The sequence below is a fragment of the Steroidobacter sp. genome (assembly GCF_036402275.1).
Taxonomy (GTDB): domain Bacteria; phylum Pseudomonadota; class Gammaproteobacteria; order Steroidobacterales; family Steroidobacteraceae; genus Steroidobacter.
In genome coordinates this window covers 287,281-302,582 of record NZ_DASWTF010000013.1, presented here as the reverse complement: position 1 = coordinate 302,582, position 15,302 = coordinate 287,281, and the positions used below count along the sequence as shown (strand labels likewise).

Genomic DNA, 15,302 nt, shown 5'->3' with positions numbered 1-15,302 from the left:
CGGCCGTCGGGTTCAGCGAATAGAGTCCATGAGGCGCTGAGCTTCCTGCTTCTGGTTCGGGTTGCCCTCGCCGAGCACCTCTTCGAGGATGCTGCGAGCACCGTCCGGGTCGCCCATGTCCATGTAGGCGCGGGCCAGGTCGAGCTTGGTGCCGACCTCGCTCATGGTGACCGGCTCGAGCTCGGACAGCTCCATTTCGGTGGTCAGCGACTGGCGCTGGGTGGGCTCGTTGTCCTCGCCCGCCAGCGGATCGCCAACGTCGAGGTCGATGCCGCCGCCGCGGGTCACATCCTGCGTGCGCTCGCCGAACACGTCACCGGAGAAGATGTCCTCTTCCTCGCGAGGCCGACGCACGGTGTCGGAGCTCACGCGCTCGGAGGACAGGTTGTCCAGGTCGAGATCGATGTCCGTCATGGCCAGCGGCTTCTTCATCGACGCCGTCGAGTCCACGTCCGGACGGCGATGTTCCGCCGTGTCGCCGGCGGCCGCCGCGAGATCCACCTGATCGATATAGATCGTGCCCGTGCTCTCGATGTCGCCATCGAAGCGCGACACTCGCGGCGCTTCCATCGTGCGATCGAAGCTGCTCAGCGACGGCGCGAGCTGCGTCATCTCGTCGTCGCGCAGCGGGCGCACGTCGCCGAGATCCTTCTCGATCGAAGTCGTGTCTTCCAGGGCCTGGCCCTGGTCGATGGAGTTCACATCCAGGCCGAGGTCGTCGATCGACAATTCAGCCGTGTCGCCGGTGCTGCCGGTCTTGCTGAACAAGGCAGTGTCGACCTTCTCACGCACCGTCTGCACGGTGCGATCGATCATCGGCGATTCGATGGTCGGCGTTTCCTGCGTGCGGGCCAGCTGATCGACTTCGCGCGTGCGCTGTTCCTGCGTGTCGTCGTCGTTCGGCTCGTCGAGCAGGAAGTCGAGATCGTTGCTCACCTGCGTGGCGTCGTTCGGGCCGCGGCGCTCGCCGCTCGCGAACTCCAGATCCAGCGCCTGGCGGTCATCGCTCGGCTCGGCGAACAGATCGACGTCGACGCGGTTCTCGCCGCCTTCGAGGTTCACGTCGACCAGATCGACGTGGCCGCCCTCGCCCTTGAACATCGAGTCGTCCGGGGCGATCTGCTTGCCCATGATCGCGACTTTGTCCCACTCGCCCTGGGCCGCTTCGCCGCGCGTCTCGTACAGGTCGCGCGCCGTGTCGAGGAACAGGTCCTTGTTGCCCCAGACGAAGTAGATCTCGAGCAGCTTGAGCTTCAGGTCACGACGCGACGGCTCGCGGTCGATGGCGATCTTCACCAGATCCGCGGCCTGGTCGTACAGACCGTACGCCATGTGGAAGTCGGCCTCGGCCAGCGCGTCCTGCTGATCGAAGCGGACGGCGGACTCGCTGCTCATCGTGTCTTCGACGCCGCGCGCAGCCGGGGCCGCGGCAGCAGGCTCGAAGCCACGCGACGGTTCACGACGCTTGGTCGGTTCCGGCGCGTCGAAGTCCAGGTCTTCGTCGAGGTTGGTCTTCACCAGACCGGCGTCGTCTTCGCCCTCGACCAGGAATGCATCGGCGCGACCGCCCTTGCTCGACGGCGCGAGCGCACGCGCCGGACGTTCCGACGGCGGCTCGAAATCCATCGGCATGGACAGCGAATCGAGCGAGTCTTCCTCGGCCTCGCGACGACGGCGCACGAACGCCACGCCGAGCACGATCAACAGACCCAGCGCGATCAGTGCGACCCACGCGTAATCTTTGAGCGTATCGAGGAGCGACGGCTCGGGCGTCGGCGCCGGAGTTGCCTTGGGCGGCGTCTGCGGCTGCGCTTCCGCAGCCGGAGCCACGGGCTCTTCGGTGGCCGGGGCGGGCTCGGTCGCCTGCGAGTCGGTCGGCGTCACCACCTCTTCCGAGGGCATCGGTTCAACCGGCGGCTGCGCGGGCGTCGGGTCGACGTTTTGTTGCGCCTGAGCCAGGCCAGGGTTTTCGACTTCGAGACGACGATCCGGCGTGCTCGGCGTGCCCGGCGATGCAGACGGCTGCGGCTGTTGCTGAGCCTGCTGCTGCGGAGCCTGGGCCGGTGTCGGCGGCGTCGGTGTTTCTTGCGGCGTCACCAGTCGCAGGCGATCGCTTTCCGGGGTGGTGTCGGCGACCACGCCGCCAGACCACTCCGCGACCTGCCGCGACACTTCCGCGCCGGCTTCATCCGCGGAGATCGCTTCGATCTCGGACAACTCAGGAATGCGCAGCACGCTGCCGGCGCGCAGACGATTGATGTTGTTGCCGCTGAAGGCCTGCGGATTGGCGCGGAACAACGCGATCATCGTCTGATTGTTCACACGGCGCGGACCGGGGTTCGCGGCGGAGGCAATCTTCGACAACGTGTCGTTGCGCTGAACGGTGTACTCGCTGCCCGGCGACGCGATGACCTGATCGCTCGCGGTCGGCTCTTCGGTGCGTTGAGCCTGCGACGGCGCGGGAGTCGGTTCAGGCGTGGGCGTTGCCCGCGGCGTAGCCGGGGCGGGAACCGGAGCGGGTTCGGGGGCCGGAGTCGGACGACGCTCGATGCGACCTTCCGCGGTCGTGGCCGACTGCGGCGTGGTCACCGGCGCGGGAGCGGTTTCGTTCTGCGACGGCATGAACACCGGCGGATCGAGCAGCACGGTGTACTCGCGGACCAGACGGCCACGGGCCCAGCTCGCCTCGACCAGCAGGGTCACGTACGGCTCGGTGACCGAACGGTTCGATGTCACCTTGATGGTGGCTTTGCCATCGCGGCCGCGGCTCACCGAGAAATCGAAATTGTTCAGGTACGAGGGCCGGTCGATGCCATAGCGGGAGAACACGTCGTTGCTGGCCAACGTGACCTTCAGGCTGCCCAGCTCCTCCGCGGTCGGGGACAGCAGCTCGATTTCCGCATCGAAAGGCTGATTCAGGGCGGAATTCAGGCGAATTTCCCCCAGACCCAACGCATACAGCGTCACAGGGGACAGCAGGGCGCCCGTCAGCAGCAGGCGCGGCAGGTGTCTTCTCATCAGCTCTCCCGGTACGTGTCCCGAAGCATCCTTTAGCGATGTGTGGGCTTGGCCTTTTAAGGCGTTATGCAACGACCTTATGGAAAGCGCCCGTGCTACAGATGACGCGCGTCGAGGGTCATGAAGCGCATGAAAAGCTCATGTGCTTCATGACTTTAGGCGCGCAACTATAGCTCACAAATACTCTTTCACCAAAATCTCGGCGATTTGGACGCTATTTAACGCTGCTCCCTTGCGAACGTTATCGGACACAATCCACAGATTTAGACCCCGGTCGTGACTGATGTCTTCCCGGATGCGTCCCACGAACACCGGATCGGTCCCGGCGGCCTCGGTCACTGGCGTGGGATACCCTCCCGGCTTGCGCTCGTCCATCAGCACCACCCCAGGGGCCTTGCTCAGCAATTCCCTGGCTTCGCCCTCGGTGAGCTTGCGTCGGGTCTCGATGCTCACCGCCTCGGAATGGCCGACGAATACGCCGACGCGCACGGCGGTGGCGTTCACTTTGATGTTCTTGTCCTCGAGGATCTTCTGGGTCTCCCAGAACATCTTCATTTCTTCCTTGGTGTAGCCGTTGTCCAGAAACACGTCGATCTGGGGCACGCAGTTGAAGGCGATCTGCTTGGCGATCACTTTCGGGGTGACGGTGCCGCCCTTGAGCAGGGTCTCGGTCTGGCCCTGCAACTCGTCGATGGCCTTCTGGCCGCCGCCGGACACGGACTGATAGGTCGCGACGTTGATGCGTTCGATGCCCGCGGCATCGTGCAGCGGCTTGAGCGCCACCAGCATCTGCATGGTCGAGCAGTTCGGGTTGGCGATGATGTTGTGTTTCTTGTAGCCCGCGATGGCGTGCGGATTGACCTCGGTCACCACCAGCGGGATGTCGTCCTGGTAACGGAACTGCGAGGTGTTATCGACCACGACGCAACCGGCCTGGCCGGCACGCACGGCATGCACCTTGGAGACGCTGGCGCCGGCCGAGAACAGACCGACCTGGGCTTTGCTGAAGTCGAAGGTCTCGACATCCAGCACGGGCACTTCTTTGCCTTTGAAGCGAATGGTTTTGCCGACGGATTTGGCGCTCGCCAGGGGGTAGATCTCGCCCACAGGGAAATTGCGCTGCTCCAGAATCGACAGCATGTTGCCGCCGACCAGGCCAGTCGCACCCAAAACCGCCACATTCCACCGCTTGCTCATGACTCCAGACTCAGTTGCTCGCCAATTGCACCGGCTGATCGGCACCATGCCGCTCAGCCTGACTCTTTTTTCTGGTCGAAAGTGGCCGAGGCCGTTTCGACATAAGGTTCATTAAATCGGGCCGCGCACACTACCTCAATCGCCGCTCGGACGCAGCGGCTTGAGCGTGAATTTGTTGGTCACATCCGCATTCTGACCGCGGTTGCGGAGGTAGTGGTCCATCAGGACCAGCGCCAGCATGGCCTCGGCGATCGGGGTGGCGCGGAGTCCTACACAGGGGTCGTGGCGGCCCGTCGTAACCACTTCCACGGGGTTGCCATCCACATCCACGGTGCGCCCCGGAATGATGATGCTGGAAGTGGGCTTGAGGGCGATGCTGACCAGGATGTCCTGCCCTGAAGAAATGCCGCCAAGCACGCCGCCTGCGTTGTTGGATAGAAAGCCGTCCGGGGTCATTTCGTCGCGATGCTCGCTGCCCTTCTGACTGACGCTCGCGAAGCCGGCGCCGATCTCCACGCCCTTCACCGCGTTGATGCACATCATGGCGAAAGCGATGTCGGCATCCAGCCGGTCGAACACCGGCTCGCCCAAGCCCGCGGGCACGCCGCTCGCGATCACGTTGACGCGCGCGCCGACCGAATCTCCCTCGCGGCGCAGGTTGACCATGTAGTCCTCCAACTCCTCCAGGCGCGAGGGATCGGGGCTGAAGAACGGGTTGTCGTAGACGGTGGCCAGCGACTTCGGTTCGAGCACCAGTGGCCCCAGCTGCGCCAGGTATCCCTGGATGTTTACGCCGAGGCGGGTACGCAAATATTTGCGTGCGATCGCGCCTGCCGCCACACGCATGACCGTTTCGCGCGCCGAGGAGCGACCGCCGCCGCGATAGTCACGAAAGCCATATTTCTGCTGATAGCTGTAGTCAGCGTGGCCAGGCCTGAACCGATCCTTGATCTTCTCGTAGTCGCGCGAGCGCTGATCCGTGTTCTCGATCAGCAGGCCGATGGGCGTCCCGGTGGTGCGGCCCTCGAACACGCCGGACAGGATCTTCACCTGATCCGGCTCCTTGCGCTGACTGGTGTGCCGCGAGGTGCCCGTGCGCCGCCGCTCCAGCTCCGGCTGAATGTCCTCCTCCGACAGCTCCAGGCCCGGCGGGCAGCCATCGACGATGCAGCCGAGCGCCGGCCCGTGGCTTTCGCCGAAGGTGGTGACGGTGAAGAGCTTGCCTAGGGTGTTGCCGGACATTCTGGGAAGGGACTACTGACTGACGATGACTGACTAGCTTAGCGCTTGTGGAGCAGCTGTTCTCTGGTCAGAAGGAACACACCGCCGCCGCCGCGCTCGAAATCGAGCCAGGTGAACGGCATGCGGGGGCGCGCTTCGACCAGCACGTCCTCCGAGTTGCCAACCTCGACGATCAATATTCCGTGCGGCTGCAAATGCGCCGCCGCCTGGTCGATGATCCGATGCACGATGTCCAGACCGTCGCGACCGCCGTGCAAGCCCATCACCGGCTCGCGACGATATTCCTCGGGCAGGCCCGCCAGCTCTTCGTCACCTACGTAGGGCGGATTGGAAACGATCACGTCGTAACGCTCGCCTTCCAGCGCCTCGAACACGTCGGATTGCACCGCTCGCACGCGCGACTGAACCGAGTGACGCTCGATGTTCATGCGCGTGACCGCAAGCGCGTCGGGCGAAAGATCCGCTGCATCTACTTTGGCCTTGGGAAAGGCCAGCGCCGAGGCGATGGCAATGCAGCCTGAGCCCGTGCCGATGTCGAGGATCCGGCGCACTTTGGCGGGATCGATCCAGGGCCGGAAGTGCGCGTGAATCAGCTCGGCGATCGGCGAGCGCGGCACCAGCACGCGCTCATCTACGTAGAACTCATGGCCGGCGAACCACATGCGATGCGTGAGATAGGCGGCCGGCACGCGCTCGCGAATGCGCCGCTCGATCAAGTCGAGCGCCTTGCCCCGCTGCTTCGAGGTGAGGACCTGGCCGTACACTTCCTCGGCCTCGTCGTGCCGCAGGCCGGCTGCGAAGAACACCAGCTCCGCGGCCTCATCGACCGCGTTGTCGGTGCCATGACCGAACCACAGCTCGGCGTGCGCAAACTGCTCGGCGGCGAAGCTGATCAGCTGTGCAACGGTTGCAGACTCCGGCGCGCGGGCCACCGGTGATGATTTGCTCGTCTCCGTAGCTGTCCGACCCCGCTTCGCGGTGGCCTGCGGCTTTTTGCCTAATGCACGGACCTTGGCGGTGGACTTCCTGGGCGCGGATTTCTTTGCGGGCATGCGATACTTGGCGCCACGAGGAGACCAATGAGTCAAGCAAAATCGATAGGACTCGCGGCAGTGGTCGCTATTGTAGCGATAGCGGCCGGCATCCTGCTGGCGCGCGCGGTGCTGGACCGCTCCGATGCCCCCACTCTGGCCAAGGCCACGCTGATCGATCCGGCGCGGCCGCTGCCGCCCATGGCTTTCATCGATCAGGAAGGCAAGCCGTTCGGGCCGGAGCAGCTGCGCGGTCACTGGAGCATCCTGTTCTTCGGCTTCACCTTCTGCCCCGACATCTGCCCCACCACGCTCGCCTTGCTCGCGCAGGTCGAAAAGCAGCTGGCGGATCTGCCGCAGGAACAGCGCCCGCACATCGTGCTCGTCTCGGTAGATCCGAAGCGGGACACGCCGGAGCGGCTGGCGCAATACGTGAAGTCGTTCAGCCCCAGCTTCACCGGCATCACCGGCGAGCAGGAGGCGGTTCATGAATTCGCTCTGAAGATGGGCGTGCCCGTGCAGATCTCACCGCTGCCGGGCGGCAATTACACCGTCGATCACTCCGCGGCCATTTTCGTGGTCGACCCGAACGGCGCGCTGCGGGCGTTGAGCTCGACGCCGCACCAAGTGCCCATCATCGCCGAAGACTATCGCAGCATCGTCGCCGCCTCTCCTCACTCCTGATCGCCAGCTCGTGACCGACCGCTCATGACCGACGTTCCTTCCGTCAGCACCGGCGACCGGCTCTTCGCCGCGCTTCAGCACGTCCTGCCCAAGCACATCATGTCGCGCGGCATCTATGCGATCGCGCGCAGCGAGTCACGGTTCGTCAAGAACACGTTTCTGCGCATCTTTCTCAATCTGTTCGACATCAACATGGCCGAGGCCGTGCAGCCGAATCCATTTGCATATCGAACCTTCAATGAGTTTTTTACGCGCGCGTTGAAGCCTGGCGCGCGCCCCATCGCCATCGAATCCGAGTTCGTCGTGAGTCCCGTGGACGGCACCGTGAGCCAGGTGGGCGAGTTGCTGAACGAGTCGATTCTGCAGGCCAAGGGTCAGCACTACACCTTGCAGGAGCTGCTGGCGGGCGATGAAGAATCGATTGCCACCTACACCAACGGCAGCTTTGCCTGCATCTATCTCGCGCCGTACAACTATCACCGCATCCACATGCCGTACGCGGGCGCGGCGTTCAAGAACATCTATGTGCCGGGCGATTTGTTCAGCGTGAACGCATCGACCGCGCGCGCCGTGCCGCGAGTGTTTGCTCGAAACGAACGTTTGATCTGCGAATTCAACACGCCCATCGGACGGGTCGCGGTCATTCTGGTCGGCGCGCTGCACGTCGGCAGCATCGAGACGGTGCACTGTGGCGAAGTGAATCCGCCGCCGCGTCGGAACAAGCGGCCCGAGATCATTGCCCAAGGCGTGGGCCGCGAATTCAAGAAAGGTGAAGAGCTGGGCCGCTTCAACATGGGCTCTACCGTCGTGCTGCTGTTCGAGCGCGGCCGCATTCATTGGGATACCTCGGCGATGCACGCGAATGCGACCGTTCAGCTCGGTCGTCCCATCGCACGAGTCTCGCAATGAGCAACGATTGGCGCCCGACCGCGGCCATCGCCACGCTCGAAACGCGGGCGTCGATGTTGCGAGCCGCTCGTGAATATTTCACGGCCACGCGCGCGCTGGAAGTCGATACGCCGACGTTGAGCGCGGCCGCTGTCACAGACATTCATCTGGCGAGCGTTGCCGCGACCGCCAACGGCCGACACACCTTCCTGCACACCTCGCCCGAGTACGCGATGAAACGTCTGCTCGCGGCCGGTTGCGGTGACATCTGGCAGATCTGCAAGGTGTACCGCGACGGCGAGAGCGGCCGCTATCACAATCCCGAGTTCACCATGATCGAGTGGTATCGACTCGGCATGGATCATCACTCGCTCATGTCGGACGTCGAGCGGCTGATCAGCGCCATGCTGCCCCCCTCACGCTCGTTCGATCGCTCGGAGCGGCTCACTTACCGCGAAGCGGTGCATCTGCATGCGGGGATCGATCCGTTCGACGATCCGATACCCGTGCTGATCGCGCGTCTGGAAAGCCAGGGCATCGAAGTCCCGCGCGATATCCGGAGCGACCGCGACGCGTGTCTGGATCTGATCATGGGCATTCTGGTCGGCCCGCAGCTCGGCCACGATCGGCTGACGTTTATCTATGACTATCCGGCGTCGCAAGCGGCGCTCGCGCAGATTCGTGGGCCGGTCGCATCTCGCTTCGAGGCGTACATGGATGGCCTGGAGCTGTGCAACGGCTTTCACGAGCTCGGCAATGCGCCCGAGCAACGCGCGCGCTTCGAACGTGACATCGCGGAGCGCTCCAAGCGCGGCTTGCCGCCGATGCCCATCGACGAACGTTTCCTCGCCGCGCTCGAGCACGGACTGCCGGATTGCTCCGGCGTCGCGCTGGGCTTCGATCGCCTCGTGATGTGCGCGACCGGCGCCAAACATATCGACGCCGTGCTCGCGTTTCCCTTCGACCGCGCCTGAATCGATCAGCGATCGACCAGCTTCATGAACGGCTCGTTGTAGCGCGGGCCGGCCACTTCGCCCGGCTCGCCGATGGCGTCGAGTACCTGCAACTCCTGCGGCGTAAGTGTGATCAACGCGGCAACTGCGTTCTCTTCGAGATATTTGCGGCGCTTGGTGCCGGGGATGGGCACGATGTCATCGCCCTTCTGCAGCACCCAGGCAAGCGCAATCTGTGCCGCGGTTGCGCCCTTCTGCTGAGCTACGGCGTTCACCTCTTCGACCAGGTGCAGATTGCGATCGTAGTTCTCGCCCTGGAAGCGCGGATCGCGCCGACGGAAATCCGCATCGTTCGTCGCTTCCAGACGCGGGGCCGTGCCGGTGAGGAAGCCGCGGCCGAGCGGACAATAAGGCACCAGACCGATGCTCAACTCGCGCACCAGCGGAATGATCTCGGGCTCGAGGTTGCGTTCCCACAGCGAATATTCGCTCTGCAGCGCGGAGATCGGATGCACGGCGTGCGCGCGCCGGATGTTCGCCGCGCCCGCTTCGGAAAGGCCGAGGTAACGCACTTTGCCCTGCTTCACCAGTTCCGCCATGGCGCCAACCGTTTCCTCGATGGGCACGGCGGGATCGACGCGATGCTGATAAAACAAATCGATGTAGTCGGTGCCGAGCCGCTGCAGGCTCTCGTTAGCAACCTTGAACACGTTCTCCGGGCGGCTGTTGAGAGCGCCGAGCCGGTCCTTCGCGGTCAGATCGAAGCCGAACTTGGTCGCGATGACGGCTTGCTGCCGTTTGCCTTTGAGCGCCTTGCCGAGCAACTCTTCATTCGTGTACGGCCCGTACACCTCGGCGGTATCGAAAAAATTCATACCGAGCTCGAGGGCGCGATGAATGGTCGCGATCGATTCGCTGTCGTCGCTCGCGCCGTAGACCTGAGCCATGCCCATGCAGCCCAGCCCGAGCGCGGACACCGTCAGACCCTGAGTACCCAATTTGCGTTGTTGCATGTCGCTCTCCTCATCTACGGCGCGCATTGTGACCGCCGAAGGACTCGGAGGCGTTATACGAAGCCGCGCAATGCTTGCCTAAAAATGTGTTTGCCTGAAAATGCGCTCTCGCGCAGCGAAGGGCAAGCGTGCGTTTTACTTCGCAGCCAGACCCGTCACCTCTAGAGCGCGCAACTGACTTTGCACGGCGACGACAGCGGGATGCGTGGCCGGCATGATTTTCAAACGCAACGTCGCAGCTTCATCGAGCAAAGTACGTGCACCGCCGACATCGCCCGACGATGCGCGCAACTCGGCAAGTGTGCAGAGAGCCTCGGCGAGGCGTGCGGCTTCGTCCTGCTTGCGCAAGCGAGCTACGGCATCTTCCAGATCATGCGCGGCTGCTGCCTTCTGTCCGGTCGCGAGATTCAAGCGTCCACGCTCCAACAGAACCAGCACGTGGCGCCGATCGTTCGGATCGAAGCGCTGACTCGCGATCGACTCTGCCTCGGCAAACGCGGTACGCGCGGCGGCGAAATCGCCTCGACTACGCAGGGCGGCGGACCGTTCCAACAGCGAGCTCACCAGTTGCGGACTGCCCGGCCCCGTCGCGTTACGCTTGAGATCGATCGCTCGATCCGCGTGCTCCAGCGCCTGCGCGAAGTCTCCGTCTTCGCGATACACGCCCGCCAGGTTGTGATGCGAGATCGCGAGGTCGAGTTGATCCGGCTCGCGGCCCGACTCGTAGATTCGCAACGCTTCCAGCAGCGCCTGCTCCGCGCCTTTGTAGTCGCCCTTGGCTCGTAACAACGTCGCCAGATTGTTTTGCGCGCGGGCCACGAGGAAATGATTCTTGCCGAGGATCTCGGTCTGCCGCGCGACGAAACGTCGAAACAACGCCTCCGCTTCGTCCAGCTTGAACTGTCGCCGCAGGATGTTCGCCAACGTGTTGAGGCCGTTGCTATACAAATCGTGGCCTTCGTGGGTCGCGCCTTCCAGCAGCGGCAGCGCCTCGCGCGCATAACGCTCGGCCTCGGCGTAGTTGCCAGACTCGCCGTATGTGAACGCCAACCCTTGCAGCACATTGCCCAAGGTCGCGCGCTCCAGCTCGGGCAACGCGCGAGCGCTCTCTTCCGCTCGCTTGTGATATTTGATCGCGTCCTCGAAGCGCTGTTCGGCCCGGAGATTGCTGGCGATGGAATGCAGCAAGCGCGCCCATTCGGCGTCGTGCTCCAGACCCAGGCGCATCCGGATCAGCTCGGCTTCGCCGAAGGCCTGTTCCGCCAGAACGAACTTGGACGTGGAGTGATGAATGTGACCCAGCGCCTCCAGAGCGCGCGCCAGTTCGACGTGAGTTTCGCCGAACACCGAGCGCGCGAGGCTCACCTGCCGTTCCATGAGACCGAGTGCTTCGGGCATGAGACCCAGACCGCTGTAGGACTGCCCCATCTTGCGCATCAGTGACAAACGCAGATGCGGCTCATTGAGCAGATCGCGATCGATGCGCGCTGCCGCGGCGTCGAGCGCATCGCGCGCCGACACTTCAGCGCCGCGAGTCTCATTGGGGTTCGCGCGACGAAACACGTCGATCATGAATTCGGCGACGGTGTCGGCAGCCTTGCGCTCGCGTTGTGCGATGTCGCGCTCTTCCGAAAGCCGCACGGTGTAGAACGCAATCACGGTGGCGATCATCAGCACGGAGGCTGTCGATCCAGCCACGGCCCACGCGTTACGACGCACGAATTTTCGTGCGCGATAGGTCCATGTATCCGGACGCGCCTGTACCGGCCTGCCTTCCAGATAATTCTGAATATCCGCCGCGAGCGCGGCCGCCGTCTGATAACGGCGGTTCGGCTCGCGATGCATCGCTTTGAGCACGATGTTGTCGAGATCGCCACGCAACTCCGCTGCGAGCCCACGCCGGTCCGCTTCAACAGGAACCCTCGTGCTCGGGGGCGCAGGACTGGTGAGGCCGACTATGCGAGTGATTTCGCTGAAGGATAAATTTGCGAACTCGAACGGCCGCTTGCCGCTCAACAACTCATAGAGCAATACGCCGAGCGCGTAGACGTCGGACGTCGTGCCGACCGGTTGACCGAGCAGGTGTTCGGGGCTGGCATGGTCCGGCGTCAACACGCGGTCAATCTGCTGGGTCATCGAGTCGGCGCCGGCGTCCGGGCTCAGCAGCTTGGCGACGCCGAAATCGAGCAGCTTCACCACGCCCTCTTCGGTGACCAGAATGTTCGAGGGCTTCAGATCGCGGTGAATGACCAGGTTCTGGTGCGCGTACTGCACGCTCGCACACACTTGCTGCATCAACCGGAGCTTGGCTTCGGTGCCGAGCCGTCGCAGCTTGCAGTAATGATCGATGCGCGTACCGGCGATGTGCTCCATCACCAGATACGGCGTGCCATCGGGCATCTGACCGCCGTCGAGCAAACGAGCGATGTTCTCGTGCGAGAGACGCGCAAGGATTTGTCGTTCCGCGCGGAAACGACCGGCGAGGTCGGTCACAGCGGGGCACCACTCGACCACCTTCAACGCCACCGACTGCTGATATTCCTCGTCGGCGCGCTCGGCGAAATACACCGAGCCCATGCCGCCGCGGCCGAGCAGACGGACGATGCGATAACGACCGACGATCTCGCCAGGCGGCAGCTCGCGGCGGGTCGTGGTGGCAGGTTGCTGTACGGTTGGATCGAGCCCCGCGTCGCTGGGGGGCTCGGGGCTGGCTCCCGGCTCCATAGGATTCATCCGCTGATGTTGTGCGCGTCAGCGTACACGCGCGATGGGCAAAGCTGGAAGCGTCAGTATCGCAACAGTGTGACCGGCTGGCCGGAGTTACAATCGCGCTATTGTCTTTGTCAACGAGCCGAGCCATGCACGAGAGTCACATCGACGCCAGCCAGCCCAAGCCGGTGCTTTATCAGCAACTGGTGCAGGAGCTGCAGGGTTTGATCGCAGGCGAGCGCGATTTCATCGCCAATCTCGCGAACAGCGCGGCGCTGATATATCACTCGCTGCCCGATTTGAACTGGGCGGGATTTTATTTGCTCAAGGAAGGCGAGCTGGTGGTCGGCCCCTTTCAGGGAAAACCCGCATGCGTCCGCATAGCTATCGGCAAAGGCGTCTGCGGAACCGCCGCCGCTCAGCGCGCCACACAGCTCGTCCGCAACGTGCACGAGTTCCCTGGCCACATCGCATGTGACGCCGCTTCGAATTCAGAAATCGTGGTGCCGATGATCCGCAACGGCGAGTTGCTCGGCGTGCTCGACCTGGACAGCCCGAAGCTGGCTCGCTTCGACGAACAGGATAAGAAAGGACTGGAACAGTTCGTGGCGGCGTTGCTGTCAAACTAAGACAAACGTTTCGGCACGTCGTCGAGGTGGGGTATCTTCTTCCGGCATTGTCGAGAAAGAGGGACCTTTTCGGCAAAGTGCGCCCAGGGATGGGACCCGACGACGTCGCGCGAAAGCGCGACTGAGGGGGAGCACGGTGCCGGAAGGAGATACCCCACCTCGGCGGCGTGCGAGCCACCGAGGCAGTCTTTTTTCTCTTAAGCCGGAGCCTTGGCGCGGGCGATGTACTCGGCGGTGCGGGTGTCGACGCGGATGTACTCGCCTTCGTTGATGAACAACGGGACGCGCACCGTGGCGCCGGTTTCCAGTTTGGCGGGTTTGGCGCCGCCAGTGGCGGTGTCGCCGCGCAGGCCGGGGTCGGTCTCGATGACCTTCAGCTCGACGTGCGCCGGCGGCGTCACGTTGAGCGGCTCGCCATTCCACAGCATGACCGTGCAATTCATGCCGTCCTTCAGCCAAATCGCGCCGTCGCCCATGGCTTCTTTGCCGGCGGTGTACTGCTCGAACGACTCCGGATTCATGAAAGTCCAGAACTCGCCGTCCGTGTAGAGATATTGCATTTCGGTTTCGACGACGTCGGCGGCCTCGGCCGTGTCGCCCGACTTGAACGTGCGCTCCGTAACCTTGCCGTTCTTCAGATTGCGCACTTTGACGCGGTTGAACGCCTGGCCTTTGCCGGGCTTGACCATCTCGTTTTCGACGATGGAATACGGGACGCCTTCAAGCAGGATCTTGACGCCCGACTTGAATTCATTGGTGGAGTAACTGGCCATTGGGCACCGCGGCTGAAAGTCTGCGAAAATGGACCGGCCCCGCATTTCCAGCGGGGTCCCCGGCAAAGGGCGCAGATGATAGCCGCAACCTCCCACGCAAACCAGTTGGCCCCGCAGTTCGACGCCATTTCCCTCGATTCCACGGCTAAATCCGTGCCTCGTGAGCCCGGCTGGCAGCAATTGCTGGCTGAAGCGGTGACCGATCCTCGGGAGCTGTGCAGCCTGCTCGACCTCGATCCAGCACTGGTCCTGCCCGCCATCGCGGCGGCCAAGGACTTCGCCCTGCGCGTACCGCGCAGTTACGTGGCAAGGATGCGGAAGGGCGACCCGAACGATCCGTTGCTGCTGCAAATATTGCCGGTCGCCGCCGAATTGCAGGTGACGGAGGGCTTCGTGACCGATCCGGTCGGCGACATGAACCGCCGCGCGGCTCAGGGCTTACTGCACAAGTATCAAGGCCGGGCCTTGCTGGTGACCACCGGCGCCTGCGCCGTCCATTGCCGGTACTGTTTTCGCCGGCATTTTCCCTATTCGGAAGAGTCGGCCCTTCAACAGGGCTGGCAGCCGGCGCTCGACCACCTGCGCGCCGATACCACCATCAACGAGGTCATTCTCAGCGGCGGCGATCCGTGGAGCCTGAGCGATCGGCGATTGAAGCAGCTGACCGACGGCCTTCAGGCGATCCCTCATATCCGGCGCCTGCGGATCCACACCCGTTATCCCATCGTCCTGCCCGAGCGCATCGATCTCGGCCTGCTCGACTGGTTGCAAGGAGTGCGTCTGCAGAAGGTGGTGGTGATGCATGCCAACCACGCCCGGGAAATCGACCAGTCGGTGCGCCAGGCGTGCGGGCGCCTGAAGGCGGCGGGCGTCACTCTGCTGAATCAATCGGTGCTGCTCCAAGGGGTCAACGACGACGTCACGGCGCTGGCCGAATTGAGTGAAGCGCTATTCGAGACGCACGTCCTTCCCTATTACCTCCATGTATTGGACAAGGTGCAGGGCGCGGCGCATTTCGACCTGCCCGAAGCCCGGGCGCTGCAGCTCCACCGGGAGCTGACCGCGAAACTGCCCGGGTACTTAGTGCCGAAGCTGGTTCGGGAAGTCGCAGGCGCCCCGGCTAAGACCGCCGTGGTCGGCGCCGATAGGGTCGATTGACCCTATT

Annotated in this window: 12 protein-coding genes; 5 read left to right on the top strand and 7 right to left on the bottom strand. The window is 63.6% G+C overall.

The features are described 5' to 3' along the window. Window positions 1-12: 12 nt before the first annotated feature. From VGD45_RS06145 to prmB, 4 genes are all read right to left on the bottom strand, one after another. Window positions 13-3,018 (bottom strand): FimV/HubP family polar landmark protein, encoded by a 3,006-nt coding sequence (locus VGD45_RS06145; RefSeq protein ID WP_331154391.1) that lies wholly within the window; start codon window positions 3,016-3,018, stop codon window positions 13-15. Window positions 3,019-3,192: 174 nt separating this feature from the next. Beyond that, window positions 3,193-4,215, bottom strand: a complete 1,023-nt coding sequence (locus tag VGD45_RS06140) for an aspartate-semialdehyde dehydrogenase (protein WP_331154390.1) — start codon at window positions 4,213-4,215, stop codon at window positions 3,193-3,195. 135 nt (window positions 4,216-4,350) lie between these two features. Then, a complete protein-coding gene (gene aroC / locus VGD45_RS06135; protein ID WP_331154389.1) occupies window positions 4,351-5,457 on the bottom strand; it encodes a chorismate synthase in 1,107 nt (368 codons plus the stop codon). Between the two features lie 38 nt (window positions 5,458-5,495). Then, window positions 5,496-6,509, bottom strand: a complete 1,014-nt coding sequence (gene prmB / locus VGD45_RS06130; RefSeq protein ID WP_331154388.1) for a 50S ribosomal protein L3 N(5)-glutamine methyltransferase — start codon at window positions 6,507-6,509, stop codon at window positions 5,496-5,498. Window positions 6,510-6,536: 27 nt separating this feature from the next. Between prmB and VGD45_RS06125 the strand changes: the two genes are divergently transcribed. From VGD45_RS06125 to epmA, 3 genes are read left to right on the top strand one after another with little or no spacing between them, the layout of a single operon-like run. Beyond that, entirely contained in the window at window positions 6,537-7,172 is a 636-nt protein-coding gene (locus tag VGD45_RS06125; protein WP_331154387.1) for an SCO family protein, read from the top strand. A gap of 24 nt (window positions 7,173-7,196) precedes the next feature. Further along, complete coding sequence (gene asd, locus VGD45_RS06120) at window positions 7,197-8,081, top strand: archaetidylserine decarboxylase (RefSeq protein ID WP_331154386.1); 885 nt, start codon at window positions 7,197-7,199, stop codon at window positions 8,079-8,081. Continuing rightward, entirely contained in the window at window positions 8,078-9,034 is a 957-nt protein-coding gene (gene epmA, locus VGD45_RS06115) for an EF-P lysine aminoacylase EpmA (RefSeq protein WP_331154385.1), read from the top strand. The genes asd and epmA overlap by 4 nt, the downstream gene beginning before the upstream one ends. Before the next feature lie 5 nt (window positions 9,035-9,039). On the opposite strand, the gene VGD45_RS06110 is transcribed toward epmA, so the two are convergent. Beyond that, window positions 9,040-10,026, bottom strand: a complete 987-nt coding sequence (locus VGD45_RS06110) for an aldo/keto reductase (protein ID WP_331154384.1) — start codon at window positions 10,024-10,026, stop codon at window positions 9,040-9,042. Between the two features lie 135 nt (window positions 10,027-10,161). Then, window positions 10,162-12,750 carry a serine/threonine-protein kinase gene (locus VGD45_RS06105; RefSeq protein WP_331154383.1) on the bottom strand — a complete coding sequence of 863 codons (2,589 nt, stop codon included), beginning with the start codon at window positions 12,748-12,750 and terminating at the stop codon, window positions 10,162-10,164. Window positions 12,751-12,884: 134 nt separating this feature from the next. Here VGD45_RS06105 and VGD45_RS06100 point away from each other — a divergent pair, with 134 nt between their 5' ends. Beyond that, complete coding sequence (locus VGD45_RS06100; RefSeq protein ID WP_331154382.1) at window positions 12,885-13,364, top strand: GAF domain-containing protein; 480 nt, start codon at window positions 12,885-12,887, stop codon at window positions 13,362-13,364. 197 nt (window positions 13,365-13,561) lie between these two features. On the opposite strand, the gene efp is transcribed toward VGD45_RS06100, so the two are convergent. Continuing rightward, complete coding sequence (gene efp / locus VGD45_RS06095; protein ID WP_331154381.1) at window positions 13,562-14,137, bottom strand: elongation factor P; 576 nt, start codon at window positions 14,135-14,137, stop codon at window positions 13,562-13,564. Window positions 14,138-14,212: 75 nt separating this feature from the next. On the opposite strand from efp, the gene epmB reads away from it, so the two are divergent. After that, window positions 14,213-15,295, top strand: a complete 1,083-nt coding sequence (epmB, locus tag VGD45_RS06090) for an EF-P beta-lysylation protein EpmB (RefSeq protein WP_331154380.1) — start codon at window positions 14,213-14,215, stop codon at window positions 15,293-15,295. The last annotated feature ends 7 nt before the right edge of the window (window positions 15,296-15,302 follow it).